General features: G+C 73.4%; 21 protein-coding genes. 18 read left to right on the top strand and 3 right to left on the bottom strand.

Annotated elements, in window-relative coordinates:
* Window positions 1-83 precede the first annotated feature (83 nt).
* Complete coding sequence (locus tag ACZ3KJ_RS19290; protein WP_467528391.1) at window positions 84-626, bottom strand: winged helix-turn-helix transcriptional regulator; 543 nt, start codon at window positions 624-626, stop codon at window positions 84-86.
* 297 nt (window positions 627-923) lie between these two features.
* Here ACZ3KJ_RS19290 and ACZ3KJ_RS19285 point away from each other — a divergent pair, with 297 nt between their 5' ends.
* From ACZ3KJ_RS19285 to ACZ3KJ_RS19275, 3 genes are all read left to right on the top strand, one after another.
* Window positions 924-2,240 (top strand): MFS transporter, encoded by a 1,317-nt coding sequence (locus ACZ3KJ_RS19285; RefSeq protein ID WP_467528614.1) that lies wholly within the window; start codon window positions 924-926, stop codon window positions 2,238-2,240.
* A 113-nt stretch (window positions 2,241-2,353) separates the two neighbouring features.
* Window positions 2,354-2,938, top strand: a complete 585-nt coding sequence (locus tag ACZ3KJ_RS19280) for an O-methyltransferase (protein WP_467528389.1) — start codon at window positions 2,354-2,356, stop codon at window positions 2,936-2,938.
* A gap of 270 nt (window positions 2,939-3,208) precedes the next feature.
* Complete coding sequence (locus ACZ3KJ_RS19275; protein ID WP_467528387.1) at window positions 3,209-4,234, top strand: amidohydrolase family protein; 1,026 nt, start codon at window positions 3,209-3,211, stop codon at window positions 4,232-4,234.
* A 220-nt stretch (window positions 4,235-4,454) separates the two neighbouring features.
* Here the strand turns inward: ACZ3KJ_RS19275 and ACZ3KJ_RS19270 are convergent, their stop codons facing one another.
* Complete coding sequence (locus ACZ3KJ_RS19270) at window positions 4,455-4,883, bottom strand: RidA family protein (protein WP_467528385.1); 429 nt, start codon at window positions 4,881-4,883, stop codon at window positions 4,455-4,457.
* Window positions 4,884-4,969: 86 nt separating this feature from the next.
* Window positions 4,970-5,533, bottom strand: a complete 564-nt coding sequence (locus tag ACZ3KJ_RS19265) for a GNAT family N-acetyltransferase (protein ID WP_467528383.1) — start codon at window positions 5,531-5,533, stop codon at window positions 4,970-4,972.
* Window positions 5,534-5,772: 239 nt separating this feature from the next.
* Between ACZ3KJ_RS19265 and ACZ3KJ_RS19260 the strand changes: the two genes are divergently transcribed.
* The 15 genes from ACZ3KJ_RS19260 to ACZ3KJ_RS19190 all read left to right on the top strand — a co-directional run bounded on the left by ACZ3KJ_RS19260 (window position 5,773) and on the right by ACZ3KJ_RS19190 (window position 25,543).
* Window positions 5,773-5,925, top strand: coding sequence for a hypothetical protein (locus ACZ3KJ_RS19260; RefSeq protein ID WP_467528382.1), 153 nt, complete (start codon window positions 5,773-5,775; stop codon window positions 5,923-5,925).
* An 81-nt stretch (window positions 5,926-6,006) separates the two neighbouring features.
* Window positions 6,007-7,992: a non-ribosomal peptide synthetase gene (locus ACZ3KJ_RS19255; RefSeq protein ID WP_467528380.1), complete on the top strand. Its 1,986-nt coding sequence runs from the start codon at window positions 6,007-6,009 to the stop codon at window positions 7,990-7,992.
* Window positions 7,989-11,096, top strand: a complete 3,108-nt coding sequence (locus ACZ3KJ_RS19250) for a condensation domain-containing protein (RefSeq protein WP_467528379.1) — start codon at window positions 7,989-7,991, stop codon at window positions 11,094-11,096. Before ACZ3KJ_RS19255 ends, ACZ3KJ_RS19250 begins: the two co-directional genes overlap by 4 nt.
* Window positions 11,093-11,455, top strand: a complete 363-nt coding sequence (locus ACZ3KJ_RS19245; RefSeq protein ID WP_467528377.1) for a phosphopantetheine-binding protein — start codon at window positions 11,093-11,095, stop codon at window positions 11,453-11,455. Before ACZ3KJ_RS19250 ends, ACZ3KJ_RS19245 begins: the two co-directional genes overlap by 4 nt.
* A 25-nt stretch (window positions 11,456-11,480) precedes the next feature.
* Window positions 11,481-15,023, top strand: coding sequence for a beta-ketoacyl synthase N-terminal-like domain-containing protein (locus ACZ3KJ_RS19240; protein ID WP_467528375.1), 3,543 nt, complete (start codon window positions 11,481-11,483; stop codon window positions 15,021-15,023).
* Complete coding sequence (locus ACZ3KJ_RS19235; RefSeq protein ID WP_467528373.1) at window positions 15,020-15,958, top strand: 3-hydroxyacyl-CoA dehydrogenase family protein; 939 nt, start codon at window positions 15,020-15,022, stop codon at window positions 15,956-15,958. Before ACZ3KJ_RS19240 ends, ACZ3KJ_RS19235 begins: the two co-directional genes overlap by 4 nt.
* Window positions 15,955-16,230 carry an acyl carrier protein gene (locus ACZ3KJ_RS19230; RefSeq protein WP_467528371.1) on the top strand — a complete coding sequence of 92 codons (276 nt, stop codon included), beginning with the start codon at window positions 15,955-15,957 and terminating at the stop codon, window positions 16,228-16,230. The genes ACZ3KJ_RS19235 and ACZ3KJ_RS19230 overlap by 4 nt, the downstream gene beginning before the upstream one ends.
* Before the next feature lie 43 nt (window positions 16,231-16,273).
* Window positions 16,274-17,374, top strand: coding sequence for an acyl-CoA dehydrogenase family protein (locus ACZ3KJ_RS19225; RefSeq protein WP_467528613.1), 1,101 nt, complete (start codon window positions 16,274-16,276; stop codon window positions 17,372-17,374).
* The gene (locus ACZ3KJ_RS19220; protein WP_467528369.1) at window positions 17,371-18,354 is read left to right on the top strand and encodes a 3-oxoacyl-[acyl-carrier-protein] synthase III C-terminal domain-containing protein; all 984 of its coding nucleotides are present in this window, start codon (window positions 17,371-17,373) and stop codon (window positions 18,352-18,354) included. The genes ACZ3KJ_RS19225 and ACZ3KJ_RS19220 overlap by 4 nt, the downstream gene beginning before the upstream one ends.
* A gap of 75 nt (window positions 18,355-18,429) precedes the next feature.
* Window positions 18,430-19,590, top strand: coding sequence for an HAD-IIIC family phosphatase (locus ACZ3KJ_RS19215; protein ID WP_467528367.1), 1,161 nt, complete (start codon window positions 18,430-18,432; stop codon window positions 19,588-19,590).
* Window positions 19,583-21,169, top strand: a complete 1,587-nt coding sequence (locus ACZ3KJ_RS19210; RefSeq protein WP_467528365.1) for an amino acid adenylation domain-containing protein — start codon at window positions 19,583-19,585, stop codon at window positions 21,167-21,169. The genes ACZ3KJ_RS19215 and ACZ3KJ_RS19210 overlap by 8 nt, the downstream gene beginning before the upstream one ends.
* A gap of 8 nt (window positions 21,170-21,177) precedes the next feature.
* A complete protein-coding gene (locus ACZ3KJ_RS19205; RefSeq protein WP_467528363.1) occupies window positions 21,178-22,416 on the top strand; it encodes an MFS transporter in 1,239 nt (412 codons plus the stop codon).
* A gap of 213 nt (window positions 22,417-22,629) precedes the next feature.
* A complete protein-coding gene (locus ACZ3KJ_RS19200; RefSeq protein WP_467528361.1) occupies window positions 22,630-23,688 on the top strand; it encodes a MupA/Atu3671 family FMN-dependent luciferase-like monooxygenase in 1,059 nt (352 codons plus the stop codon).
* Entirely contained in the window at window positions 23,685-24,707 is a 1,023-nt protein-coding gene (locus ACZ3KJ_RS19195) for a 3-oxoacyl-ACP synthase III family protein (protein ID WP_467528359.1), read from the top strand. Before ACZ3KJ_RS19200 ends, ACZ3KJ_RS19195 begins: the two co-directional genes overlap by 4 nt.
* Window positions 24,704-25,543, top strand: a complete 840-nt coding sequence (locus ACZ3KJ_RS19190; protein ID WP_467528357.1) for a thioesterase II family protein — start codon at window positions 24,704-24,706, stop codon at window positions 25,541-25,543. The genes ACZ3KJ_RS19195 and ACZ3KJ_RS19190 overlap by 4 nt, the downstream gene beginning before the upstream one ends.

The raw sequence follows: 25,543 nt of genomic DNA, 5'->3' as shown, positions 1-25,543 counted from the left end.
CATCGGCTAGTACGGTCCGTGGGCCGCCCCTACGGGACCGTGGGCCCGCATGGACCATGGGCCCGTACGGGCCGTCGGGCCCGTTACTCGGATCCCGCCGTGACGGTGTCGGTGACCACCGGTTGCAGCAGCCGCTTCGGCCGCAGCAGCGCCCGGCTGACCGGGTCCGCCGGGTCGGGGTCGAGCCCGGGGCCCGGCAGCATCTCGACGTCCGCCACGGGCACGACGGTCGCGCAGACGGGGCATTCGCCGTACGGGCCCAGTTCGGTGCCGCAGTCGGCGTGCCGGAAGATCCGCAGGGGGACGAGGTCGTAGTTGTCGCGCCCCCACATCGACAGTGCGCGCAGGGCGGGCCACAGGGCGATGCCGCGGTCGGTGACGACGTACTCGTCCCTGGGCGGCGACTCCTGGTAGCGGCGCTTGTCGAGGATCCCCTCGGCGGTGAGCGTCTGGAGGCGGTTGGCCAGGACGGCGCGCGGGATGCCGAGGTGGACGAGGAAGTCGTTGTAGCGCCGGACGCCGTAGAGCGCGTCGCGCACCACCAGCAGCGTCCACCGTTCGCCGACGACCTCCAGCGCGCGGGCGATCGAGCACTCCTGCTTCGCGTAGTCCTTGCCCAGTGTCATGCCGTCCACTGTAACCAATTTCCCCGCGTCGATTCAGTGACTGAACCTAGGGTGCTAGCCTGAGGTCCCGGTCAGTTCAGTCAGTGAACTGACGCTGCCCTGTGAGGCGTGCCTCGAACGTGTCCGCGGTCCAGCCGCGGCCCGGAAGGACGGACACCCGTGAACGACACCGCAACCGGCACCGACGTCGAGGGGAAGACGGAGAGCGGCGCCTCCCTCGCTCCCGGCGGCACCGCCGCACCGAAGGGGGACCGGTCGCGCCCCGGAGCGCCCCCGCGCCCCGGTCTCACCCTCGCCCTGACCAGTGCGGCCACCGCGCTGGCCCTGATGACGTACACCGCGCCGACGGTCACGCTCCCCGAGACCGCCGCCGACCTGCACACCCCGCTGTCCGCGCAGGCGTGGCTGCTGAACGGCACCCCGCTGGGCCTGGCCGCCCTGCTGCTGGTCGCGGGGAGCCTCGCCGACGACCACGGCCGCCGCCGGATCTTCGTCTCCGGCACCTTCGTCCTCGGCCTCACCACCGCCCTCGGCGGATGCGCGACGTCGACCTGGCTGTTCACCCTCGCCCGCATCGCCCAGGGCGCGGCGAGCGCGGCGCTCCTCGCCAGCGGCCTGGGCCTGATCGTCCACGCCTTCCCCGCCCCGCGCGCCCGGATGCACGCCACCGGAGTCTGGGGCGCCTCCGTCAGCGCCGGCGGCGCGGTGGGCCCGCTGCTCTCCGGGGCGATGCCCTCCTGGCGCCTGTCGTACGGCGTCCTGGGCGTCGTCGCGCTGATCGTGGCCGTCCTCGGGGTGCGCGGCCTCGCGGAGTCGCGCTCCCCGCGTGCCGGGCGGCCGGATCTCGCCGGTGCCGCGGCCTTCGGCGCGGCGCTGATCGCGCTGGTGGCGGCCCTGACCCTGGGGCGGGGCGGCTGGCTGCGGCCCCCGGTCGTCCTGCTGCTGGCGGCGGCGGTCGCACTGACGGCCGTGTTCGTGCTGGTGGAGCGCCGTGCCGCGACCCCGATGATCGACCTGGCCCTGCTGCGCCGCCCGCTCTTCCTGGCCTCCTCCGCGGGTGGCCTGTTCACCGGGCTCGCGGTGATCGGCCTGTTCAGCTTCCTGCCGACGCTGATCCAGCAGACGACGGGGATGTCGTCGATGGGCACGGCATGGCTGTTCCTCCTCTGGTCCGGCGTCTCCTTCGTGACGGCCCTCCTGACCCGTCACCTCGGTGGTCGCCTCTCGCACCGCCACCAGCTGGCGCTCGGTTTCGTCCTGCACGCGGCCGGGGTGCTGGTGATGCTGGGCGCGGTCGGCGCCGGCTCCTGGCCCCGGCTGCTGGCCGGCCTGGTCGTGGCGGGCATGGGGAGCGGCCTGCTGAACGCCGCACTGCCGCTGCTCGCCGTGGACTCGGTGCCGATGGCCCGGGCCGCGATGGGCTCGGGTGCGCAGCAGACGTTCCGCTACATCGGCTCGTGCGCCGGAGTGGCCCTGACCATCGCGCTCGCCGCGTCGGCCGGGAGCACGGCACGGGGCGCGGACGTGGCGTTGGCGGTGTCGGCGGGACTGGCGCTGGCGGCAGCGGTGGGCGTGGCGGTCCTGCGGGACCGGGGGCGCGGCCCGGCGGCGTGAGGGCCGCACCCGCGCTCGGCACCCGCCCCGCTCGGCGCCCGCCCCCCGAGGCGACATGAACGGCGACATGAACGACGTTGCACGGGCAAGCGTGGCGCGGGCACGATCCCTGGATGGACGACACACCGAACGCGCTGCCGACCGCCCTGCCCGCGCTGCGCGTTGCGGCGCGAGAGGCCGGCTTCACCATGTCGTGCGAGGAGCGGACCGGCAGCCTGCTGGCCGTGCTCGCGGCCGCCCGGCCGGGCGGCCGCGTCCTCGAACTCGGCACCGGCGTGGGCGAAGGAACCGCCTGGCTCCTGAGCGGGATGGACGGAGCCTCTCGTCTGGTCACGGTCGAACTCGACCCTGATGTCCAGGCGTCGGCCCGTCGGCAGTTGGGGTCCGACCTGAGGGTGACCTTCGTGGCCGCGGACGGCGGGGAATGGCTGGAGAACTACGACGGGGAGCCCTTCGACCTGGTGTTCGCGGACACATGGCCCGGCAAGTTCACCCACCTCGAACGAGCCCTGGACCTCGTGGCGCCCGGCGGGACCTACCTGATCGACGACCTGCTCCCGCAGCCGGGGTGGCCGGAGGCCCATGCGGCCGCCGTGCGACGGTTGCTGGCCGACCTGGAAGGACGTCACGATTTCCGGTCCGTCCGCCTCGCGTGTGCCGGCGGGCTCGTCATGGCGGTGCGGAGCGCGTCGGGGTGAACGGTCCCTGGTGACGCGGACCGCACCGCGGACCGGCCGGAGCGGTCCGTCCCGGGACCGGGCCAGGGCGGGGCGGCGCGGCGGGGTGGCACGGCGGGGCGGCACTCAAGATGTCAGCATAATTGTCAACAATTATGTTGCGGATTATGCTGCTGTCGCAGCCGCCCGGGAGCCGGACGACACGCCGCGCGTGCCGACGACCGGCGTCATGGCCGCACACCAGGCTGTACCGAGCCCGGCAGCCCGACCTCTTGAGCGAGGAGCAGCTTAATGATCATCGACTGTCACGGTCACTTCACCACCGCGCCGGCCGCGCTCGGCGCCTGGCGCGACCGGCAGATCGCCGCGCTCGGCACTCCCGCGGAGGCTCCCGACCCCGCGGATCTGCGCATCAGCGACGACGATCTGCGGCAGAGCATCGAGCCGAACCAGCTGCGCATGATGGACGAGCGGGGCATCGACGTCACGGTCTTCTCCCCGCGCGCCTCCTTCATGGCCCACCACGTCGGGGACTTCGCGACCTCCTCCCAGTGGGCCTCCCTCTGCAACGAGCTGTGCGCCCGGGTCGCCCGGCTCTACCCCGAGCGGTTCGCCATGGCGGCCATGCTCCCGCAGTCCCCGGGTGTCGACCCGGCCACCTGCATCCCGGAGCTGACCCGGTGCGTCGAGGAGTACGGTGCGGTCGCCGTCAACCTCAACCCCGATCCCTCCGGCGGCCACTGGACGGCGCCCCCGCTGACCGACCGCTCGTGGTACCCCCTCTACGAGAAGCTGGTCGAGTACGACCTCCCGGCCATGGTGCACGTCAGCACGAGCGTGAACCCGGCGTTCCACACCACGGGCGCGCACTACCTCAACGCCGACACCACCGCGTTCATGCAGCTGATCCAGGGCGACCTGTTCGCGGACTTCCCGACCCTGCGCCTCGTGATCCCGCACGGCGGCGGCGCGGTGCCCTACCACTGGGGGCGTTTCCGCGGTCTGGCGATGGCGCTGAAGAAGCCCGAGCTGGAGGAGCACGTCCTGGGCAACGTCTTCTTCGACACCTGCGTGTACCACCAGCCCGGCATCGACCTGCTGCTCGACGTGGTACCCCGGCGCAACATCCTCTTCGCCTCCGAGATGATCGGCGCCGTCCGGGACATCGACCCGTGCTCGGGCCACCACTTCGACGACACGCGACGCTACGTCGAGGCCGCCGGCCTGTCCACCGCCGAGGTCGCCGAGATCCAGGAGCACAACGTCCGCGCCGTTTATCCGCGCCTGGACGCGCTCCTCAAGCAGCAGGGCCGATGAGACGAAGCCCGGAGTCCGCCCCTGCCTCGCGGACTCCGGGCGTGGCGCCGGCCGAGGAGACGACCGAGGGGCCGGTCGACACAGGGCCCTGACCCGCGCCGCAGCCATTCCGCACCGACCGGCGTCCCGGCCCCTGCCCGCCTGCCCGCCTGCCCGCCTGCCCGCCTGCCCGCCCGCCTGCCGCTCGACGCGGGGCGGGCGGCGCGCCCGGGACGGTGTCCTACGCCGGGACGAGTGCCAACGCCTCCACCTCCAGCAGCAGTTCGGGCCGGAAGAGGGCGGCCACCTGAACGGCGGTGCTGGCAGGGGGGCGTTCGACGTCGATGTACTGGTCCCGGACCTCCCGCACGGCGGGCAGGAAGGCCACGTCGGTCACGTAGTAGGTGAGTTTGACGACGTTCTCGAATCCGGCGCCCGCCGAGGCGAGGCAGCGGCGGAGATTGTCGAAGACCTGCCGGGCCTGCGCGGCGGGGTCGCCTTCTCCGACCAGCTTTCCGTCGGCGTCGAACGAGACCTGCCCCGACACGGCGATCAGCCGGCCGGTCCCCATGACCACGTGGGTGTAGCCCGTTCCCGGGGCCACGCCGTCCGGTTCGCCGATGTGTGTGAGCAGGGAGCTGCCCTGCGCGGGTTCAGTGGTGGGTTCCATGCCCCGCATTCTGGACCGGGCGCCGTCGTCCCGGACAGGAGGGCCGGGGCGGCAGGGCGCAGCGGGGAACGCCGAAGCCCCGACGGTCAGTCCACGGGCCGGCGATCCGCCGGATCGCCGGCGAGGAGTGCCCAGATCTCCAGGTCCTGACGTACCCCGTTGAACGGGAAGACCTCTCGGAGGGTGCCCTCGTGGCGCATTCCCAGGCGCTTGGCGACGGCGACGCTCCGGATGTTCGCGGGGGTGACCCGCCATTCCACGCGGGCCATTCCCCGCTCCTTCAGCGCCCAGTCGACGAGGTGACGGGCCGCACGGGTCACCAGTCCCCTTCCCTGCGCCTCGGGGGAGAGCCAGACACCGAGTTCGCACACGCCGGACAGGGTGTCGAAGATCCGGAACAGGGCGCCGCCCACCAGTTCCCCGTCCGACCAGATTCCGCATATCCGGCCACCGCCCCTGGCTTGTTCGTCCGCGTACCGCTGGAGAAATTGCCGTGATGATTCGGGGTCGGTGATGGTATGGGCCCAGGGCAGCCAGGGCACCAAGTGGGAACGCACTCGGTCCACGTAGGCGCAGAATTCCTCCGCCTGCCAGGGTTCGAGCGGGCGCAAGTCCGCGTTTTCGGTCAGGGGATGGCTGAAAAGTGTCATGATGAACCTCCTGCGGTCTGATTTCCGGACGCTCGGCCTCCGTGTGGAGTCATCGTAGATCAACTGCCTGAAATGCGGGGGGTGATGTCGAGCTATATCGGGAATATGGGCCCCGCGTGATCCTGCGGTGCATGGATGTGCAGGCTAAATCCGTTGCGTTGGTTTCCGGAAATTCAGCAAGATCAGGAGTCGGGCGAACCGTCTTATCGACATATCTGTTGACTAGGAGGGAACGGCACGTGAACACGGCGTTTTTCCAGTGCATTGCCGCGATCGTCGTGGCCATATTCGGTGTTTCTTTGTTCGTCGTTTCGTCGCAGTCGGGTGCGGGGCAGGGCGGGTTCGGCGCCGCCGGCACCACGGTGCTCGCCGACCACGGCTGGGGGCCTTGACGCCGTCATGGCGGACAGCGCCTTGCACACTTCGGTCCTTCGAGGTCCACAAGTCCGATGCGGGAATGAGGACGGGCTGTGATGGCAGTTTCCAGCGTGCACGACGTGGTGGCTCAACAGGTCCAGGAGCGGAGCGGCGCCTGTGCCGTGCGGGATCCGGCAGGGGGGTACGGGCTGTCGTACGGCGAGCTCTGGGAGCGGGCCGGGTGGCTCGCCGCGGAGCTGGCACGGCGCGGAGTGCGCCGCGGTGATCTGGTCGCGGTCCCCCAGGACCGGTCCGTCGACCTCGTCGTGACCTTCCTCGGCATCCTGCGCTGCGGAGCCGCCTACCTGCCGCTCGACGGGCTCGCCCCGAAGGACCGGCTGACCGGCATCGTCGCCGAGTCGGGCACCCGCTGGGCCGTCCACTCGCCCCGCCAGGACGCGCTCGCCGGACCGGCCGGCCGCTGGGCGGACCTCGCCTCCTGGCTGCCGTCCGGCGTGGAGCCGCTGCCCGTGCCCCCCGCGGATCCGGGACACCCGGTGCCCGATCCGGGGACCGTGGGGGACGACCCCGCGTACGTGTCCTTCACCTCAGGCTCGACGGGCCGGCCCAAGGGCGTCGTGGTCCCGCACCGCGCGGTGCTGCGACTGGCCCTGCGGCCGAAATTCTGTTCCGTCGAACCCGGCGACCAGGTGGCCAGCGCCGCCAATCCCGCCTTCGACGCCACCACCTTCGAGCTGTGGAACGCCCTCACCGCCGGCGGCACGGTGGTCGTCTTCCCGTCGGCCACCGATCTGCCCCTGGACGACTGGGCGGCGCTGACCCGCGCCGAGCGGATCGACACGATGTTCCTGACCACCTCCCTGTTCCACACCGTGGCCAGGGAACGCCCGGACGCCTTCGGCGCGCTGCGCAACCTCGTGGTCGGGGGCGAGCAACTGGAGATGACGGCCGTCCGCAAGGTGCTGGCGGCCGGACCGCCCGGCCGGCTGGTCAACGGGTACGGGCCGACGGAGACCACGACGTTCGCCGCCTACTTCGACTGCACCGAGGACAGCCTCGCCGGCCTGGAGCGCATCCCCGTCGGACACCCGCTCCAGGACACCACGCTCCACCTGCTCGACCCGGACCTGAACCCGGTCCCGCCCGGTGAGACCGGCGAGCTGTGCGTCGGCGGCCCCGGCGTCGCCCTCGGGTACCTGGGGCGTGAGGAGCTGACGGCCGAGCGGTTCGTCGTCCACCCCGCGACCGGAGAGCGGATCTACCGCACCGGCGACACCGGGCGCCGGCTTCCCGGCGGAGCGGTCGAGCTCTTCGGCCGCAGCGACCGTCAGGTGAAACTGCGCGGCTTCCGCATCGAGCTGGAGGAGATCGAGCGGGCCGCCCTGGCCTGCGGGCTGGCCGACTCCGCCTTCGTGGAGAAGGTCGGCGAGGGCCCGGCCGCCTCCCTGGTCGGCTTCGTCCTGCCGTCCGCGGACGGACTCTCCGCAGCGGAGGCGGACGTGGACGAGCAGGCGGGTGCCGGTGCCGCCGCGGCCGCACTGCCCGCTCTGCTCAACGCCCGGCTGGGCCGGACCCTGCCCAGCTACATGCTGCCCGCCCGCTGGCTGGTGCTGGACCGGGTCCCGCTCGGCTCCACCGGCAAGGCCGACCGGGCGCGGCTGCTGGAGCTGCTCTCGGCCGAGCCCCCCGCCGCGCATCCGGGCGGCACCGCCCGCACCACGGGGGCCGCCCCGGCGACGCGGACCGCGGAGCGGGAACTGGTGGCCCCGCTCGGTGACATCTGGCGCGAAGTGCTGGGGGTCGAGCAGGTGCTCCCCGAGCAGAACTTCCTCGACCTGGGAGGCAATTCGATCCTCGCCATGCAGGTGGCGGCCAGGGCCCGGCAGCGGCTCGGCGTACCCGTCGACGGGGGAGCGGTGCTGCTGTGCGACACCCTGGGCGAGCTGGCCGCCCACGTGGCCGAGGCCGGCGCGGCCGGGACCGGTGCGGCCGGGACCGGTGCGGCTGGGACCGGTGCGGCCGGCGGCCCCGCGGCCGGGTCCGAGCCGGCCGGCGCGCTGCGGGACGTGGTGGCGCCGTGACGGCCGGAGTCGGTGCGCAGAGCGCCACGGCGCGGCCCGAACCGCGGCTGTTCCCGCTGTCCTTCGCGCAGGAGCGGCTGTGGTTCGTGGACGCCGCCGCCCCGGGCAACGCCACGTACAACGTGCCGCTGCTGTTCCGCTCCCACCAGCCCCTGGACGTCGTGGCGCTGGGCCGTGCCCTGGCAGCGGTCACGGCGCGGCACGCGCCGCTGCGGACCGTCTTCCGGCTGGCCGGCGGCCGGCCGGTGCAAAAGGTGCTGGAGCCGCGTCCCGTCGAGGTCGAGGTCATCGACGTCGCGGGCGCGGCGGACGCGGACGACCGCGTGCGGGCGGAGGCCGTCGCCCGCGGCCGACTGCCCTTCGACCTGGCCGAGGGACCGCTGCTGCGGTGCACGGTGTGGCGGGGGCTGCCGGGCGGCGGGGACGCCGTACTGCTGACGATCCATCACATCGCGGTGGACGGCTGGTCACTCGCCCCTCTCCTCGACGACCTGGCGGCCGCGTACGAGGCGGCTCTGGACGGCCGCGACCCCGCCCTGCCCGCCCTGCCGGCCGCCTACCCGGACTTCGCCGCGCACGAGCGCGCCGCCGAGGACGACCCCGCCTTCCGGCAGCGCGTCGCGGACCGGGCCGCCGAGCTGGTGGGCATCCCCGTGGGACTGGAGCTGGCCGGACGCGCGCCGCGCGACGCCGCCCCGGACGGCTCCCGCGCCGGCCGGCAGGTCACCCGTCCCGTGGGGGAGAAGGTCCGCGAGGGCGTGGCGCGGCTGGCGCGCTCGCTCCGGGTGACTCCGTACGTGGTGCTGGCCGCGGCGTTCCAGACGGTGCTGCACCGGTGGTCGGGCCGGAGCGAGTTCCTGCTCGCGACGATGACCGCCAACCGGACGCACGCCGACCTGGAGCAGGCGGTGGGGTTCTTCGTCAACACGGTGCCGCTGCGCTGCCGGGTCGATCCGCGGGCGTCCTTCGCCGAGCTGTGCGCCGCCGCACGGCGTGAGGCGTTCCGTCAGCTGACGCACCAGGACGTTCCCTTCGACCGGCTCACCGCGGCCGTCACGGCGGCGCTCGGGCAGGGCCGGCGGCCCCTGGCCGACATCGGGTTCGTCTACCAGAACATGTCCGCGCCGAAGTCGACGCGCACCAGGTGGACGCCGCCCGAGGTGCTGCACACCGGTACCGCCAAGTTCGATCTGCTGCTGATCGTCGACGAGGCCGAGGACGGGCTCGCCCTCACGGTCGAGTACGACACCGACCGCTATCCCGCGCGGACGGCCGAGGCCGTCGCGGACGGCGTGGCGGCGCTCCTGGAGCGGGTCGTCGAAGCCCCTTCGGCAGCCTTGCGGGAGCTGCCCGCGCTGCCCGGTCAGCCCTCCGCCGAGGAACTGCCCGCGCCGCCGGCCGCCGCCCTCGACGCCGCGCGGTCCGGGAGCCGTACGGCACAGTCCGGGGCGGCACAGTCCGGGGCGGCCCGGCCCGCCGGGGGCCCCGGGCCCACGGAGGCCGAGCGCCGCGCGGCCGGGCTCTTCGCCGCCGCACTGGCCGGCTCCGGTTCCGCCCTCGACCCGGCCGGGCTGCCGCCCGACACGAACTTCTTCATGCTCGGCGGCCACTCGCTGCTCGCCGTGACGATGCTCGCGGACGCCCAGCGCCGGTACGGCGCCGCCCTCTCGCCCAGGGACTTCCTCGCCGAACCCACGGTCGCGGGCCTCGGCCGGCTGCTCGCCGCCGGGACGACGGGGGAGCGCCGAGGCGCCCCGTCCGGCGGCGCCCGGCCGCCGGCCGCCGCGGTCCCCGACGAGCGGCAGCACCCGGCATCCCCCATCCAGCAGCGGTTCTGGTTCCTGGACCGGCTGCCCTCGCTCCGGGCCGCGTACCTCATCCCGACCGTCGTGGAGTACACCGGCGCGGTGGACCGGGACGCGCTGCGCGGCGCGGTGGACGCGGTGCTCGCCCGGCATCCCTCGCTGCGGTCCCGGTTCTTCCTCGACCGCCGCAAACGGCAGGTGTGCTACAGCACCGACGGCACACCCGCGGTCACGCCCGTCACGGACGCCTCCGACTGGAACGCCGCACGGCTGCGCGAGCACCTCTCCCGCCTGTGCTGGGCGCCGATGGACCTCGCGCTGGGCACCCTCGCCCGGGCGGAGATCGTGATCGCCGGGGACCGCACCCTGCTGGTGCTCGTCGTGCACCACATCGTCGCCGACGGCTGGTCGCGCGACCTGCTGACGGCCGAGATCACCGAGGTGTACCGGGCCGCCACCACCGGGCGCGAACCGGAGCTGCGCGATCCCGTGCACCCCTCGCTGCTCACCGACGGCGACGGCCCCGGCGACACGGACGTGGCCGCGCAGACGGCGGCGCTGCTGGAGCACCTGCGCGGCGCACCGGTGGACGTCGAGTTGCCGCACGACCGGCCGCGCGGCGAACTCCAGACCACCGACGCGGGCCTGTGTACCACCCGGCTCGGCGGTGACGTGGCCGCCGGGCTGCGCACGGTGACCGGCGCCGCCCTCGGATGCACGATGTTCATGACGAGCGCCGCGCTGCTCGCGGTGACCCTCGCCCGGCGCGGCGGCCAGCGGGACTTCCTCTTCGCCTTCCCCTGGGCCGGCCGGGAGACCAGCGGCAGCGCCGACGCGGTCGGCATGCTCGTCAACACCCTGGTGCTCCGCGTCGACCTGCGCCGGGCCACCACCTGGGCCGATCTGCTGGCCCAGGTCAGGGAGAGCTGCGTGGTCTCCTACCGCAACGCCCATGTCGCGCTGGACGCGCTCGCCGCCGAGCTGCACCCCGACCGCGACCTGAGCCGTCCGGCCCTCACACCGGTCTACCTCGCCTTCCAGAGCAGCGCACCGGTACCGGACGAGCTCGCCCCCGGCGTCACCGGCCGCCATCTGCCGCTCGACCCGCTGCACCTGAAGTACGAGCTCGAACTCGTGGTGACGGAGCACGGGGCGCGGGGCATGGAACTGGCCTTCTCCTACACCACCGGCCTGTTCGGCGAGGACACCGTGCGCGGACTGCTCGCCGAGCTGGCGGTGGCCGCCGCGGACCTGGTCGCCGACCCGGATTCGCACCCACTCAAGAGGAGCATGTCGTGAACGACGCCACGGCCGCACAGGCACCGGCCCCGAATCAGACGGAACTTCTCCTCAAGGTCCGGCAGGCCTGGGCCGACGTGCTCGACCTGGACAGCGCGGACCAGGTGCCCGTCGACGTCAACTTCCTCGAAGCGGGCGGCAGTTCGCTGCTGCTGATCATGCTCTGGGAGGAGCTCCACCCGCTCGCCTCCCACCCCCTGAAGGTCTCCGACCTCTTCCAGCACGCCACCGTCCAGGCCCAGGTCTCCCTGCTGGCCGGCGCCGACGAGGCCGGTCAGGAGCCCGCCACCCGGCTGGGCGCACGCAACCGCGAGGGTCTGCTGAGCCGGGCGCGACGAAGCCCGCTCGTCTCCGAATGACGGCGAACGGAACGGATCCCCAGCCATGACGAACAGCACGGACATAGCGGTCGTCGGTGTAGGACTGCGCTACCCGGACGCCACCACCCCTCAGGAGTTCTGGCGGAACGTCGACCGCGGTGTCGTCTCCATGCGGGAGATGTCGGCGGACCAGCTCAAGGCCGCCGGGATCACCGACGAAATGCTCGCCGACCCCGCCTTCGTACGCGTGGCCACCTCACTGCCGGGCGTCGAGGACTTCGCCTCCGAGTTCTTCGGCTACCCGCCGCGCGAGGCGGCGACGATCGACCCCCAGCAGCGGCTCTTCCTGGAGGCGTGCTGGGAGGCCCTGGAGGCCGCGGGCCATCCGGCCCGCAAGGACGGTCCCGTGACCGGCGTCTTCGCCGGCAGCGCCGCGGGGAACTACTCGGCGGCCCTGCTCGCGGCCAAGGCCCGGCGGGAGGGGCTGCGCGCCGCGGTGGACGACCTGGAACTCACCGTCGGCGGCCAGGCCGACTTCATGACCTCCCGCGTCGCCTACAAGCTGGGTCTGCGAGGCCCGGCCCTGAGCATCCAGACCGGCTGTTCCTCCTCCCTGTACGGGGTGCACTACGCCACCCTGAGCCTGCTGTCGGGCGAGTGCGACATCGCGCTGGCCGGCGGCGCCACGGTGCTGGAGCCCTTCCGCGGCTACCGCCACCAGCCCGGCGGGGTGCTCTCCGAGGACGGCTACTGCCGCTCCTTCGACGCGAGTTCCACCGGCACCACCTACAGCTCCGGCATCGGCGTCGTCGCCCTGCGCCGCCTGGCGGACGCGCTCGCCGACGGTGACGAGGTGCTGGCGGTGGTCCGCGGCAGCGCGGTCGGCAACGACGGAGGGGACCGGCTCGGCTTCGTCGCCCCCAGCCCCCACGGCGTCGCCGACGTGATCGCTTCCGCGCTGCGCACCGCCGACGTCTCCGCCGACCTGGTGCGGTACGTCGAGGCCCACGGCACCGCCACCCCGGTGGGCGACAACATCGAACTCATCGCCCTCACCAAGGCGTTCCGCGCCACCACGGCCAAGAGCGGCTACTGCGGGCTCGGTTCGGTCATGTCCAACATCGGGCACACCGGCCCGGCCGCCGGCATCGCGGGCTTCATCAAGGCGGTGCACGTGGCGCGTACGGGCAAGGTCCCACCGCACCCGACCTTCGAGCGGCCGCGCGACCCGGGCATCCTGGAGGAGAGCCCGTTCTTCGTCACCACCGCGCCCGAGCGCTGCGCGGCCCCCGAGCGCCATGTCCTGGTGAACTCCATGGGCGTCGGCGGCACCAACGCCGCCGTGGTGCTGGCCCCGCCGCCCGCTCCCGTACGGCCCGCCGCACCACGGCGCTCCACGGTGCGCCTCGTGCTGTCCGCCCGTACCCGCGCCGAGCTGGACCAGCAGTCCCGCAGGCTGGCCGACGCCCTCGACGACGGCGAGCTGCCCGCCGAGGACGTCGCCCACACGCTGCGCGTCGGCCGGGCCGCCTTCGACGAGCGACGGGTGATCACCGCTCCGGCGCACCGCCTGGCGGCCGCGCTGCGGCTGCCGCGCCCGCCCGCCGTACGGACCGGGCGCATCGACGGTGCGCGGTCCGCGCTGGTGGTGCTGCCGCCGGCCGGGGCACCGCAGCCGCCCGCCGCGCTGACGGCGGGGCTGAAGGCCGTGCTGCCGGCGGGCACCGAGGTGGTGGCCGGGCTCCCGGAGACGGTGCCCGAGGGCCGCTTCGCGCTGCTCGCCGGGCACGGCGCGCCCGCCCGGGACCGCCATGTGATCAGCGCGGGGTCCTGCGCGGACGCCGACGAGGACGCCGTGGCCGACCTCCTGGAGGAGGCCGCGACGGCGGCCTGGCTGCACGGCGTCGAGGTGGACTGGGAGGCGCTGGCGGGTGGAACGGGCCGCCGCGTGACACTGCCGACGTACCCGTTCACCCGCAAGCGGCACTGGGCCCTGGACCGGCTGGCCGGGTTCGACCAGCCCGCCCGGCAGCCGGAGGACGCCACCGCGGCCCCGGCCGCCGGGACGGGTTCCGCCGGCGGCACCCCCGGCCCGGCGCCCGCCGCGACCGCCGGCGCGCCCGCCGCGCCCGGCACGCTGGAGGCACAGCTCACCGAGCTCTGGCAGGAGCTCTTCGGCCTGGACACCGTCGGCCTCGACGACGAGTTCGGATCCCTGGGGGGCACCTCCCTGCTCTCCGTCCAGATGGTCCTGGAGATCCAGCAGCGGCACGGCGTGCTCATCAACATCCACCGGGCGGGCGGCAGCCAGACCACCGTCCGCCGGCTCGCACAGATCGTCACCGGACTCCAGAACGGCGCCGGACTCGGCGACGCGGAGGTCGACCCCGCCGCCGACGGGGACGGGGCCCTGGTCGACACGGACCTCCAGATCCCGCTGGAGCCGCTGGCCAAGCAGTCCGCCCCCGGCCGGGACGTGCTGCTCACCGGCGCCACCGGCTACCTCGGCGCCTTCCTCCTCGACGCGCTGCTCACCGCGTCCGAGGCGTCCGGGGGCCGCGTCTACTGCGTCGTACGGGCCGCCGACGAAGCCGAGGGCATGGCCCGGCTGAAGGCCGCCGCGGCCAAGTTCGGGCTGCCGGAGCCGGACCCGGAGAGAGTGCGCGCGGTCCCCGGTGACCTGAGGGACATCGGGACCGTGTGCCGCGCGTACCGGGGCGGCGAACTGGCCACACGCATCCGGCACGTGCTGCACTGCGCGGCCAAGGTCGTCTTCACCGAGCCGTACCGGATGCTGCGCGAGGACAACGTCCTGCCGCTGGTCGGGCTGCTCAACTGGATGCGGCCGCTGGGCATCCGGGACATCAGCTTCATCTCCACGGTCGCCGCCACGGCGCCCACCGGCGCCGGCGGGCAGCTGATGGAGACCCGCGACCAGCCGCTGGACCCGCAGCTCGGCGGGTACGGCGTGAGCAAGTGGGTCGGCGAGCGCATCCTGGACCGCGCCGACCAGGACGGCATGCGGGTCCGGGTCTTCCGGCCCGGCCTGATCATGGCCTCGACCGCTTCCGGCGCCTGCAACGACAAGGACCTGATCTGGTTCCTGCTCGCCAGCGGCCTGGCGGTGGGGGCACGCCCGGTCGACGACCGCGGCATGCCGGTCTCGCCGGTGGACGTGCTCTCCCGCGCGGTCGCCGAACTCGCGCTGTCCGCCAAGTCCGTGGGCCGCGCCTACCACCTGGTGGACGAGGTCTCCCCCAGCCTGGAGGACCTCTTCGCGGCCCTGGAGGAGGCCGGACTGCCCACCCGCACCGTGCCGCTGACCGAGTGGCAGCGGCTGATCGCCGAGCGGGCCCAGGCCACCGGCAGCAAGGTGCTCTCGGCCACGGCCCTGTACGAGATGGAGGGCCACGAACTCGACGAGGCCGGCGTCCAGGCGAAGGGCTGGCAGTCCTGGCTGCGCCGCGCCGGGCTGTCCCCGGCCGTCAGCGGCAGCCAGCTGCGCCGGGGACTGGCGTTCCTGTCCCACCGCAGCGAGGACATCGGCTCCCTGCTGCCCGAGCTCGCGGCCGAGGGCGCACGGACAGCGGCGAAGGAGGAGAAGTGAGCGAGACCCGCACCAGCGACACCGACGCCGCCGAGGGCGCCGCCCCCGGCGCCGCGCACGGCCCGGACGGCCACGCGGACGGCCCGGCCCACCGCCTCGCGGTGATCGGCGCCGGCGTCATGGGCACCGGCATCAGCACCCTGGCCGTCGGCCACGGCCTGCCCGTCGTGCTCGTCGACGTCGACCGGGCCGCCCTCGACAAGGCCCGGGCCGGCGTCGCGGCCCAGCTGCGGCTGGCCCGGATGATGGGCAAGGTGCCCCGGGAGGGCGCCACCGGCGAGCTGGTCACCACCACCCGCCTGGCGGACATCGTCCAGGCCACCGCCGTGATCGAGGCCGTCACCGAACTCGCCCCGCTGAAGGCCGAGGTGCTGGCCGAGGCGTCCGCCCTGGTCGCCCCGGGGACCCTGCTGGTCTCCAACACCTCCGCGGTCCCCATCGACGAGCAGGCGGACGCGGTGCGGCGGCCGGAGGACCTGGTCGGCATCCACTTCATGAACCCGCCGTACATGATCCACACGGCGGAGCTGATCCGCGGGCCGCGCTCCGGGGAGCATGCCCTCGCCGCCGCCCGCGCCCTGCTCAAGGCGCTGGGACAGGACGGCATCGAGGTCGGGGACGGCCCGGGCTTCGTGGTCAACCGGATCCTCCAGCGCATGATCAACGAAGCCGCCCGCATCGTGGCCGACGGCATCGCCGACCCGGCGTCCGTCGACGCCGCCTTCGAGGGCTGCCTGGGGCACACCACCGGCCCGCTCGCCACCGCCGACCTCATCGGCCTCGACAACGTGGTCGACTCGCTGCGCGTGCTGCACGAGCGCACCGGCGACGCCGGTTACGAGCCCTGCGCCCTGCTGCTGGACAAGGTCGCCGCGGGCGACTTCGGCCGCAAGACCGGCCGCGGATTCTTCGAGCACGGAGGTAGCACGTCATGACCACCCCCACCGAGCAGTCCCGGACGGCCGAGTCGATCGGCGAGAACCTCACCGCGTTCCTGCGGCGGCGTACCAGGACGGACGTCGCCCCCGACGTGGACCTCTTCGCCTCCGGACTGGTCACCTCGCTCTTCGCCATGGAGCTGCTGGTCCACGTGGAGAGCACCTTCGGCGTCCAGGTGACCGGCCCGCACCTGAACATGGACAACTTCCGCACGGTGGAGCGGATGACCGAGCTCGTGCTGCGTCTGCGGGGCGGTACGGGTGAGTGAGCCTCAGCTCCGGGAGCCGGTCCCGGCGACGGCCCACGACACGGTGCGGTCCGAGCTGGAACGGCTGGCCACCGATCTGGTCGGCGACCGGGCCGACGCCTGGGACCTGGCGGGGGAACTCCCCCGCGACCTGCTGCGCGAGCTGGGCGGCAAGGGCCTGCTGGCCGCCCAGGTCCCGGCGGCGTACGGCGGCCCGGGACTGACCGGCGTCGAGAACGGAGAACTGACCGCGCACGTCGGCTCCCTGTGCTCCTCCGTACGCAGCGTGATGACCTCCCAGGGCATGGCCGCCTGGACCGTGCAGCGCTTCGGCGACGAGGAGCAGAAGACCGCCTGCCTCAGCGCCCTGACCTCCGGTCGGCTGGCCGGCGTGGCCTTCAGCGAACCCGGCGCCGGCAGCGACCTCGCGGCCATGGCCACCACCATCCGGCGGGACGGTGACACCGTCGTCGTGGACGGCCGCAAGGTCTGGGTCACCGTCGGCGCGTACGCCGACCTCCTGGTGGTCTTCGGCCGCTACGGTGCGGGCGCGGCCGCCGTCGTCGTACCGGCCGACGCTCCGGGAGTCACCGTGGAGCGGGTGGCCGATCCGATGGGCTGCCGGGCCGCCGGCCACGCCGGCGTCCGGCTCGACGGGGTACGGCTGCCCGCCGACAGCCTGCTCGGCGGCGCCGGCCTGCCCACCGACTGGCTGGTGACGTCGGCACTGACCTACGGGCGGATCTCGGTGGCCTGGGGCTGCGTCGGCATGCTGCGCGCCTGCCTGCGGGCGGCCTGCGGGCACGCCGCCACCCGCGAGCAGTTCGGCGCCCCGCTGGCCGAGCACCAACTGGTCGCCCGGCACCTCGCGGAACTCCACGTCGCCCAGGAGGCCGCCACCCGCTGCTGCGAGTACGCCAGCCGCTGCTGGGACGAGGGGGACCCCCGGTTGGTGACCGCCGCCGTGACCGCCAAGCACCTGGCGGCCGGACAGGCCACCCGCGGTGCCGCCACGGCGGTGCAGGTGATGGCCTCGGCCGGGGCCCGCGACGGCGGCCCGGTGGCCCGCGCCTACCGCGACGCCAAACTCATGGAGATCATCGAGGGCAGCAACGAGATCAGCCAGCTGCTGCTGGGCAAGCACGCCCTGGCGGTGTGGTCATGACCATCGGCATCGGCACCATCCACTGCGTGCTCCCGACGGAGCTCACGAGCGTGGCCTCCCTCGCCGAGTACTCCGGACTCGGCGAGGAGGAAGCCGAGTTCGTCCAGGGCAGCGGCATCGCCACGGTCGGCGTCCTCGACGACCGCAGCGCCGGGGACCTGGCCCTCGAGGCCGTCCGCGGCCTGCTGGCCCGGCTGGACGAGGACGACTCCGGTGCCCCGCCGCGCCCGGACACGCTGATGCTGGTCGGCCCGCGCGCGCCGGACGTGCTGCTCGGCTCCGACGTGTGCCGGATCCAGGCCGACGCGAAACTCGACGGAGCCTTCGCGTTCACCGTGGACGGGCTGGGCTGCACCGGCTCCAGCGCGGCCTGGGCACTCGGCCGCGACCTGCTGCTGGCCGACCCCTCCCGGCAGAGCGTGCTGATCGCCCACGGCAGCCGGCCCACCGGCCTGGACCGGGTCCGGTACCCGGTCACCGTGATCGGCGACGGCGCCTGTGCCATGACCCTGGTGCGGGGCGGCCGCCCCGTGCTGCGCGCCCACCGCATGGAGACCGACGGCTCCTTCCACGACCTGTTCCGGGTCGACTACAAGGACGTGCCGTACTACGAGTGGCGCGAGGAGTGCGGGTCCCCCGACCGCTACCGCTTCGACCTGGCTCTGCACAGCCGGATGCGGCTGGGCCGGATGGTGGACGAGGTCCTCGACGAGGCGGGCGTGGCCAAGGACGGCGTCGCCGCGACCCTCATGCAGAACGTGACGGCGAGCGCCTACCAGTTCTACGCGTCCCTCCTCGGCCTGCCCGTCCACCCGGTCTGCAACGAGCACCTCGCCGCCTACGGACACCTGGGCGCCATGGACGTCGTGCTCAACCTCGACCGGCTGCTGGCGCGTGGTGAGCTGAGCCGGGGCGATCTCGTGCTGGTCCTGAACAACAGCCCGGTCGCCGCCTGGGCCGTGACCCTGTGGGAGGTCTGAACCGTGTCACCGGCGGAAGCGGAAGCAGGAGCAGGAGCAGGAGCAGGAGCAGGAAGCAGAACGGAGAAGGGCAGGATGGACGCGACGGACGCCCCCGCCCCGACGGCAACGTCCCCGGCCGCCCCGACGGCAGCGTCCCCCGCCGTCAAGTGCCTGGTGTGGGACCTGGACAACACCCTGTGGAACGGGACCCTCCTGGAGGACGGCGAGGTCACGCTGCCCGAGCCGATACGCGACGTCGTCCGCACCCTGGACGAGCGCGGCATCCTCCAGGCGGTGGCCAGCAAGAACGACCACGACCACGCCTGGGCACGGCTGGAGAAGCTCGGGATCGCCGAGTACTTCGTCCTTCCGCACATCGGCTGGGGCCCCAAGTCCGAGTCCGTGCGGCGGATCGCCGAACGGCTCGGCTTCGCGCACGGGACCATCGCCTTCGTCGACGACCAGCCCGCCGAGCGGGCCGAGGTCGCCCACCACCTGCCCGCGGTGCGGTGCTACCCGGCGGAGCAGGCCGCGGAGCTGGCCTCGCTGCCGGAGTTCAGCCCCGTCGTGACCCCCGACTCACGGCGCCGCCGCGAGATGTACCAGGCCGGCTTCAGCCGGGAGGCGGCCCGCGAGGAGTTCGCCGGGCCGGACGAGGAGTTCCTGCGCACCCTCGGCCTGGAGATGACCATCCGCCGGGCCACCGAGCCCGACCTGGCCCGGGTCGAGGAACTGACCCTGCGCACCAGCCAGATGAACGCCACGGGCGTCCACTACGGCGACGAGCGACTGCGTGCCCTGCTGGCCGACCCGGCGCACGAGGTGCTCGTGGTCCAGTTGCGCGACCGGTTCGGCGACCACGGGGCCGTGGGCATCGTGCTGCTCCAGCGGCATCCCGGCGCCTGGCTGCTCAAGCTGCTCGCCACGTCCTGCCGGGTGGTCTCCTTCGGCGCCGGCGCCGTGCTGCTGCGCTGGCTCATCGACGAGGCGGCCCGCTCCGGGGTGCGGCTCCTCGCGGACTTCCGGCGCACCGAACGCAACCGGATGATGGAGGTCGCCTACCGCTTCGCCGGGTTCACCCCGTACGAGGGCGAACGCTCCGACCTCCTGCCCGGCGAGGCCGGTGCCGCGGACCACGAGGGCGTCGAACTGCTGTCCATCGAGCCCGTACGGCAGGAGCCGCCCACCACCATGCGCCTCGACGCGCCGGGCCTGGGCACCGACGAGGCCGCCGGGGGGACGGGCCGTGACTGACACGCTGACGATGTACGAGTGGTTCGAGCGGTCCGCGGCCCGCCACCCCGACCTGCCGGCGCTGGAGGCGGGCGGCGAACGGCTCACCTACGGAGAGCTGCGCACCGCGGCCGAGGCGGTCGCCGGCCGCCTCGTGGAGGAGCACGGCGCGGCACCCGCCCGTGTCTCGGTGATGGCGACCCGCAGTGTGGTGTCCCTGGTCGGCTACCTGGCGGCCCTGCGCCTGGGCGCCACGGTCACCCCCGTGAACCCCGCCTTCCCGGCCTCGCGCAACCGCATGATCTGCGAACTGGCCCGGAGCGAGGTGCTGATCGCGGACGCCGCCGACGCGGCCCAGCTCGACAAGGAACTCGGCGGCGTCGTACCGACCGCACTGCGGCTGGCCGCGGACGAGGTGGCGGCCGCCGGGCGCGCGGGCGTCGCCCCCGCGCGCCCGCTGCCCGCGGCGGCCGCGTCCCCGGACGACGTGGCGTACGTGCTGTTCACCTCGGGGTCGACCGGACGGCCCAAGGGAGTGCCCATCCGGCACCGCAACGTCTCCCCGTACCTCGCGCACAACATCGCGCGGTTCGGCGTGGGACCGGGCTGCCGGATGTCGCACACCTTCGACCTCACCTTCGACCCGTCGGTGTTCGACCTGTTCGTCACCTGGGGCGGTGGTGCGACCCTCGTCGTGCCCGGCCGGGCCGAACTGCTGTCGCCGGTCGACTACGTGGCGGACAACAGGATCACGCACTGGTTCTCGGTGCCGTCCGTGGTCTCGGTCGGCGCGGAGCTGGGCAACCTGCCGACCGGACGGGCGACCGGGCTGCGGATGAGCGTCTTCATCGGCGAACAGCTCTCGTACGACCAGGCGGAATCCTGGCGCGCGGTGGCGCCGCAGGCGACCCTCGTGAACGTCTACGGCCCCACCGAACTCACCGTCGCCTGCACCGAGTACACCCTGCCGGCCGACACCGGACAGTGGCCGAAGACCTCCAACGACACGGTGCCGATCGGACCCGTCCACGGCTTCCTGGAGCACCTGGTGCTCGACGAGCGGGGCCGCCCCGCCGAGGAGGGCGAGCTGGTGGTACGCGGCTCCCAGCGCTTCGACGGCTACCTCGACCCCGGCGACGACAAGGGGCGCTTCCTGCTCCACGGCGAGGACGGCGTCACCGTGTACGACGGCGAGGGCGGGGTGACGGCGGAGCACTACTACCGCACCGGTGACCGGGTGCGGTGGGAGGACGGACACCTCGTGCACCTGGGCCGGCTGGACAACCAGGTGAAGGTGCGCGGCTACCGCGTCGAACTCGGCGAGATCGAGGCCGTCCTGCGCCGGCACCCCGCCGTGCGCCAGGCCGTCGTGGTCGCGCTGCGCGACGGGGACGACACCGAGCTCGTGGGCTGCTACACCGGCGAACCGGCCGAGCCGGGCGTCCTCGCCCGCGCCCTGCGCAGGCAGTTGCCCGTCCACATGGTGCCGCGCCGCTTCCGGCTCCTGGAGACGATGCCGCTCAACGCCAACGGCAAGATCGACCGGCCCCGCATCACGTCCGACCTCAGGTCACTTCGCCCGGCACCCACGGCCGGCTAGGAGATTCCGTGCCATTCCTCGACGACATCGTTCCGCCCAAGGGCGTGGTGCGCACCCTGTGTGTGAGCAACCTGGCCAAGACGGCGGGCCACGGCATCCTCATGTCGGTCAGCGTGCTGTTCTTCATACGGACCGTGGGCATCCCCGCCGAACGGGTCGGTCTGGCCATGACGATCGGCGCCGCGCTGGGCATGGCCGCCAGCATCCCGGCGGGCCGGCTGGCCGACGTGACCGGGCCGCGCAACACCACGGTGGGCTTCCTGCTGCTGCTCGGCGTGTTCGTCGCCGGCTACGGCTTCGTCGACAGCTTCGCCGGTCTGGTGGCCGTCACCAGCCTGGCGCTGATGGCGGAGTCCTCCACGGACGCGGCCCGCGGCGCGCTGATCGCCGGGCTGATCCCGCAGGAGGAGCGGGTGCGTGCCTGGTCCTACATGCGGGCGGTCAGCAACCTCGGTGTGTCGCTGGGGGCCGTGGCCGGGGCGGTCGCCCTCTACGTCGACAACCGCGGCGGCTACGTCGGCCTGCTGGTCGCGGGCGGTGCGATGTTCGTGGTGGCCGGACTGGCCTACCTGGCGGTCCCCCAGGTGGCGCCGGTGCCCAGGGAGCGGTCCGGGCCGGAGTGGGTGGTGCTGCGCGACGCCCCCTACGCCGTGGTGGCACTGCTCAACTCGGTCCTCGTGATGAACGTCGCCATCCTCACCGTGGCACTGCCCGTCTGGCTCGCGGACCGGACGACGGCGCCCGAGTGGCTGTACTCGGCGATCATCGTCCTCAACACCGTCGTGGTCGTGCTGTTCCAGGTGCGGGCGAGCAAGGGCAGCGACGACGTGCCGGGCGGGGCCCGGACGCTGCGCAGGTCGGGAGTCCTGCTCGCGGTGTGCTGTCTGCTCTTCGCCCTGGCGGCGGACCGTCCCGTCTGGCTCGCCGTGCTGATCCTGCTGGCGGGCGCCGTCGTCCACGTGGTCGGCGAGATGTTCTACAGCGCCGGCTCCTGGTCGCTGGCGTTCGGGCTGGCCCCGGACCACGCACAGGGCCAGTACCAGGGGATGTTCGGCATGTCCACCCAGCTCGGCACGGTGGTGACGCCGGCGCTGGCCACCGCGCTGCTCGCCCGTCTGGGCGCGGGCGGCTGGATCGTCTTCTCGGGCCTGCTGCTCGGCGCCGGCCTGGTCGCCCCGGCGGTGGCGTCCTGGGCCGCCGGGACCCGCGGGACCTCGTCGTCCGCCGCCGAGGAGCCGGTCGCCTAGTCCGTCCGCAGCCCGTTCCGTCCACAGCCCGGTCCGTTCATCGCAAGTCCGCCCGCAGCCCAGTCCGTTCGGTCGTCCAGCCCGTCGGTCGCCCAGTCCGTCGGCCGCCCGGTCCGTTCGTGGCCCGGCCCGTCCGCCGCCCAGTCCGTCCACCGCGTCGCCGCGCGGATCCGTCCGCCGGACGACCCGGTCCCGGCAGCCTGAGGAAGCACCATGGATGTCAGCCTCTTCTACTTCGCCAACGACAGCACCGAGAAGGAGAAGGATCGCTACCAGCTCCTGCTGGAGGGCGCCCGCTTCGCGGACCGCAACGGCTTCTCGGCCGTGTGGACGCCGGAACGGCACTTCCACCCCTTCGGGGGCCTCTACCCGAACCCGTCGGTGACCGCGGCGGCGGTGGCGGCGGTCACCGAGCGCGTCGGGATACGGGCCGGCAGCGTGGTGGCACCGCTGCACCATCCGCTGCGGATCGCCGAGGAGTGGTCGGTCGTGGACAACCTGTCCGACGGCCGGGTCGGACTGTCCTTCGCCTCCGGCTGGCACGCCACCGACTTCGCCCTCTGCCCGGAGAACTACGACAACCGCCGGCAGCTCCTCCTGGAGCGCATCGAGCAGGTACGGGCGCTGTGGCGGGGCGAGAAACTGTCGGTGACCGACGGCGTCGGGACCACGCGCCGGCTCGGCGTCTTCCCGCCGCCGGTCCAGTCCGAGCTGCCCGTCTGGGTGACCAGCTCCGGAAGCGTGGAGACCTTCCGCAGCGCGGGGCGGCTCGGTGCCGGGCTGCTGACCCACCTCCTCGGCCAGGACCTGGACGACCTCGCCCTGAAGATCACCGAGTACCGCAAGGCGGTCTCGGAGCAGGGCAGGGACGGGTGGACCGGTCATGTCGCCCTCATGGTGCACACCTACCTCGGGGAGGACGAGGACGTCGTCCGCGAGGAGGTCCGCGGCCCGCTGAGCGACTACCTGCGCAGCTCGCTCGGCCTGCTGCTCGGCTCCCAGCTGGACGGCCGCCGGATCGACGCCTCGCGGCTCGGGCCGGAGGACGTGGAGTTCATCGTCGGCCGCTCCTTCGACCGCTACTTCGACGGCGGCGGTCTGCTGGGAACGGTGGAGAAGGTGCGCGGCAGCATGGCCCGCTTCCGGGAGATCGGGGTGGACGAGGTGGCCTGCCTCATCGACTTCGGACTGCCGACGCCGTCGGTCCTCGCCGGGCTCACCCACCTGAACCGGCTGCGCCTGCTCGTCGCACAGGACGAGGAGGCGCGGTGAGCGGCCGCGCGCCGACGGGCGGACCGGAGCCGGACGGCACGACGACGGAGAGGGCCATGGGCGGCATAGTCGACTTCGAGGTGCGCTTTCCCGCGTCCCGCGTGGACGTGCACCACCTGCACGAGGAATCCGGGGTGGCCGTCGAGGACATCCTCGCCATCACCCACACCGAGCGGTTCCCCGCCCTGGGGGACCACGAGCAGGCGTGGGAGCTGGCGGCCGAGGCCGCACGGGCGGTGCTGGAACGCAACGAGGTCTCGCCCGACGACGTCAGTCACGTGATCTGCGCGGGCTCGGGGGAGTGGGACCTGCCCTTCTGGTCGCCGGCGGCCCGGGTCGCGCAGGAACTGGACATCTCCCGCGCGCACTGCTTCGAGGTGACCAACTTCTGCAACGGCGCCATGACCGCCGTACGCGCCGGTCTGAACGAACTCGCGCTGGGCGGCGGCCCGTTCGTGCTGGTGATCGTGGGGGACCGGCTCAGCACGCTGGTCGACCGCGAGGACCCCGACTCCAAGGCCCTGTTCAACTTCGGCGACGCCCCCGCGGCGGTTCTGCTCGGCCGCCGCGACCACGCCTTCGAGGTGCTGGCCTCGTCGATGCGCACGGACCCCTCCTGGGCGGACTACTACTCCGGGGACATCGAGGACGACCGGATCCTGATGCGCCGGCGCGGCCGTCGCCCCGGTCTCGCCGACGCCTACCTGGAGAACTTCCCCGCCCGGGTCCGGGACGTGCTGGACACGCTGGGCAGGGATGTCTCCGACGTCGCGTACTTCCTGATCAACCAGGGCGACCGGGGCATGCACGAACGGCTGCTGGGGAGACTGGGCATCCCGGCGGAGAAGAGCGTCTTCAACTACGACCGGCTCGGCCACATGGGCGGTTCCGACCTGCTGATCGCCCTGCGGGACCTCCTGGACGACAAGCGGCTCGCCGAGGGCGACCTCCTGCTGCTGGCCAGCAGCGGCATGGGGTTCACCTGGGCCGTCACGGCCGTGGAGTACCGGGGCCGATGAACACGACCTTCGGAGCGGGGGTGAAGGACCTCCGGCGCCTGCTGGCACCGGTGCCCGCCGGGGACGGGACGGGGAGCGGAGCGTTCACCCTGGTGTTCCTGCACCATGCCGGGGGGTCGGCGGCGTCCTTCGCGCCCTTCGCCCGGTGGCTCCCCGCCGACTGGAACCTGTGGTCCGTCGACCTGCCGGGGCGGCTGATGGCCACCGGGGAACGGGCCTGCCGCACCTCGGCCGAGGCCGCCGCGTACCTGGTGCCCGAGCTCCGCTCCCTGCTGCCCGGCCCCTACGCGGTCTTCGGGCACAGCATGGGCGCGCTGGTCGCGTTCGAGACGGCCCGTGAGCTGTCCGCGCAGGGGCTGACGCCGCGGTGGGTGGGGCTCTCCGGGGCGCCCGCGCCCGGACACCGCCCGGACCGGGCGCAGCGTCACCTGTGGCCGCGAGACCGGCTGATCGCCTTCATGCGGGGTCTGGGGGGCACCCCGGAGCAGGTCTTCGAGATGCCCGACCTGCTGGAGCTCATGGTGGAGGTGCTCCGCCACGACCTGTCGATCGTGGACACCTACGAGGTGCACGCCGGCCCGCCGCTCCAGGCCCCGCTCACCGTCTTCACCGGAGACGACGACCCCGTGGCCGGTCCGCGGACCGCCGCTCCCTGGGGCGAGCGCACCACGGCGCGGACCACCGCACGCTCCTGGCCGGGCGGCCACTTCTACCTGTTCGACCACGTGAAAGAGGTGTGCGCCGCCGTCCGCGACGAGATGGCAGCGGTGTCCCCCGCGGGCGCCCGCGTCTCCCTCCCCCCTTCCGCCGGACTCCCCTCCCTCAGGAGCACCTGA

It is taken from the genome of Streptomyces sp. NPDC003248, assembly GCF_055563235.1.
The sequence above is the reverse complement of the archived record's forward strand: the minus strand, read 5'-3'. Positions and strand labels throughout refer to the sequence as shown.

Bases quoted from the DNA above. Each gene is read 5' to 3' on its own strand.
- ACZ3KJ_RS19265 (WP_467528383.1), bottom strand. From the start codon at position 5,533: ATGACACTTTTCAGCCATCCCCTGACCGAAAACGCGGACTTGCGCCCG.
- ACZ3KJ_RS19190 (WP_467528357.1), top strand. From the start codon at position 24,704: ATGAACACGACCTTCGGAGCGGGGGTGAAGGACCTCCGGCGCCTGCTG.
- ACZ3KJ_RS19220 (WP_467528369.1), top strand. From the start codon at position 17,371: ATGACCATCGGCATCGGCACCATCCACTGCGTGCTCCCGACGGAGCTC.
- ACZ3KJ_RS19275 (WP_467528387.1), top strand. From the start codon at position 3,209: ATGATCATCGACTGTCACGGTCACTTCACCACCGCGCCGGCCGCGCTC.
- ACZ3KJ_RS19290 (WP_467528391.1), bottom strand. From the start codon at position 626: ATGACACTGGGCAAGGACTACGCGAAGCAGGAGTGCTCGATCGCCCGC.
- ACZ3KJ_RS19280 (WP_467528389.1), top strand. From the start codon at position 2,354: ATGGACGACACACCGAACGCGCTGCCGACCGCCCTGCCCGCGCTGCGC.
- ACZ3KJ_RS19230 (WP_467528371.1), top strand. From the start codon at position 15,955: ATGACCACCCCCACCGAGCAGTCCCGGACGGCCGAGTCGATCGGCGAG.
- ACZ3KJ_RS19200 (WP_467528361.1), top strand. From the start codon at position 22,630: ATGGATGTCAGCCTCTTCTACTTCGCCAACGACAGCACCGAGAAGGAG.
- ACZ3KJ_RS19270 (WP_467528385.1), bottom strand. From the start codon at position 4,883: ATGGAACCCACCACTGAACCCGCGCAGGGCAGCTCCCTGCTCACACAC.
- ACZ3KJ_RS19240 (WP_467528375.1), top strand. From the start codon at position 11,481: ATGACGAACAGCACGGACATAGCGGTCGTCGGTGTAGGACTGCGCTAC.
- ACZ3KJ_RS19215 (WP_467528367.1), top strand. From the start codon at position 18,430: ATGGACGCGACGGACGCCCCCGCCCCGACGGCAACGTCCCCGGCCGCC.
- ACZ3KJ_RS19255 (WP_467528380.1), top strand. From the start codon at position 6,007: ATGGCAGTTTCCAGCGTGCACGACGTGGTGGCTCAACAGGTCCAGGAG.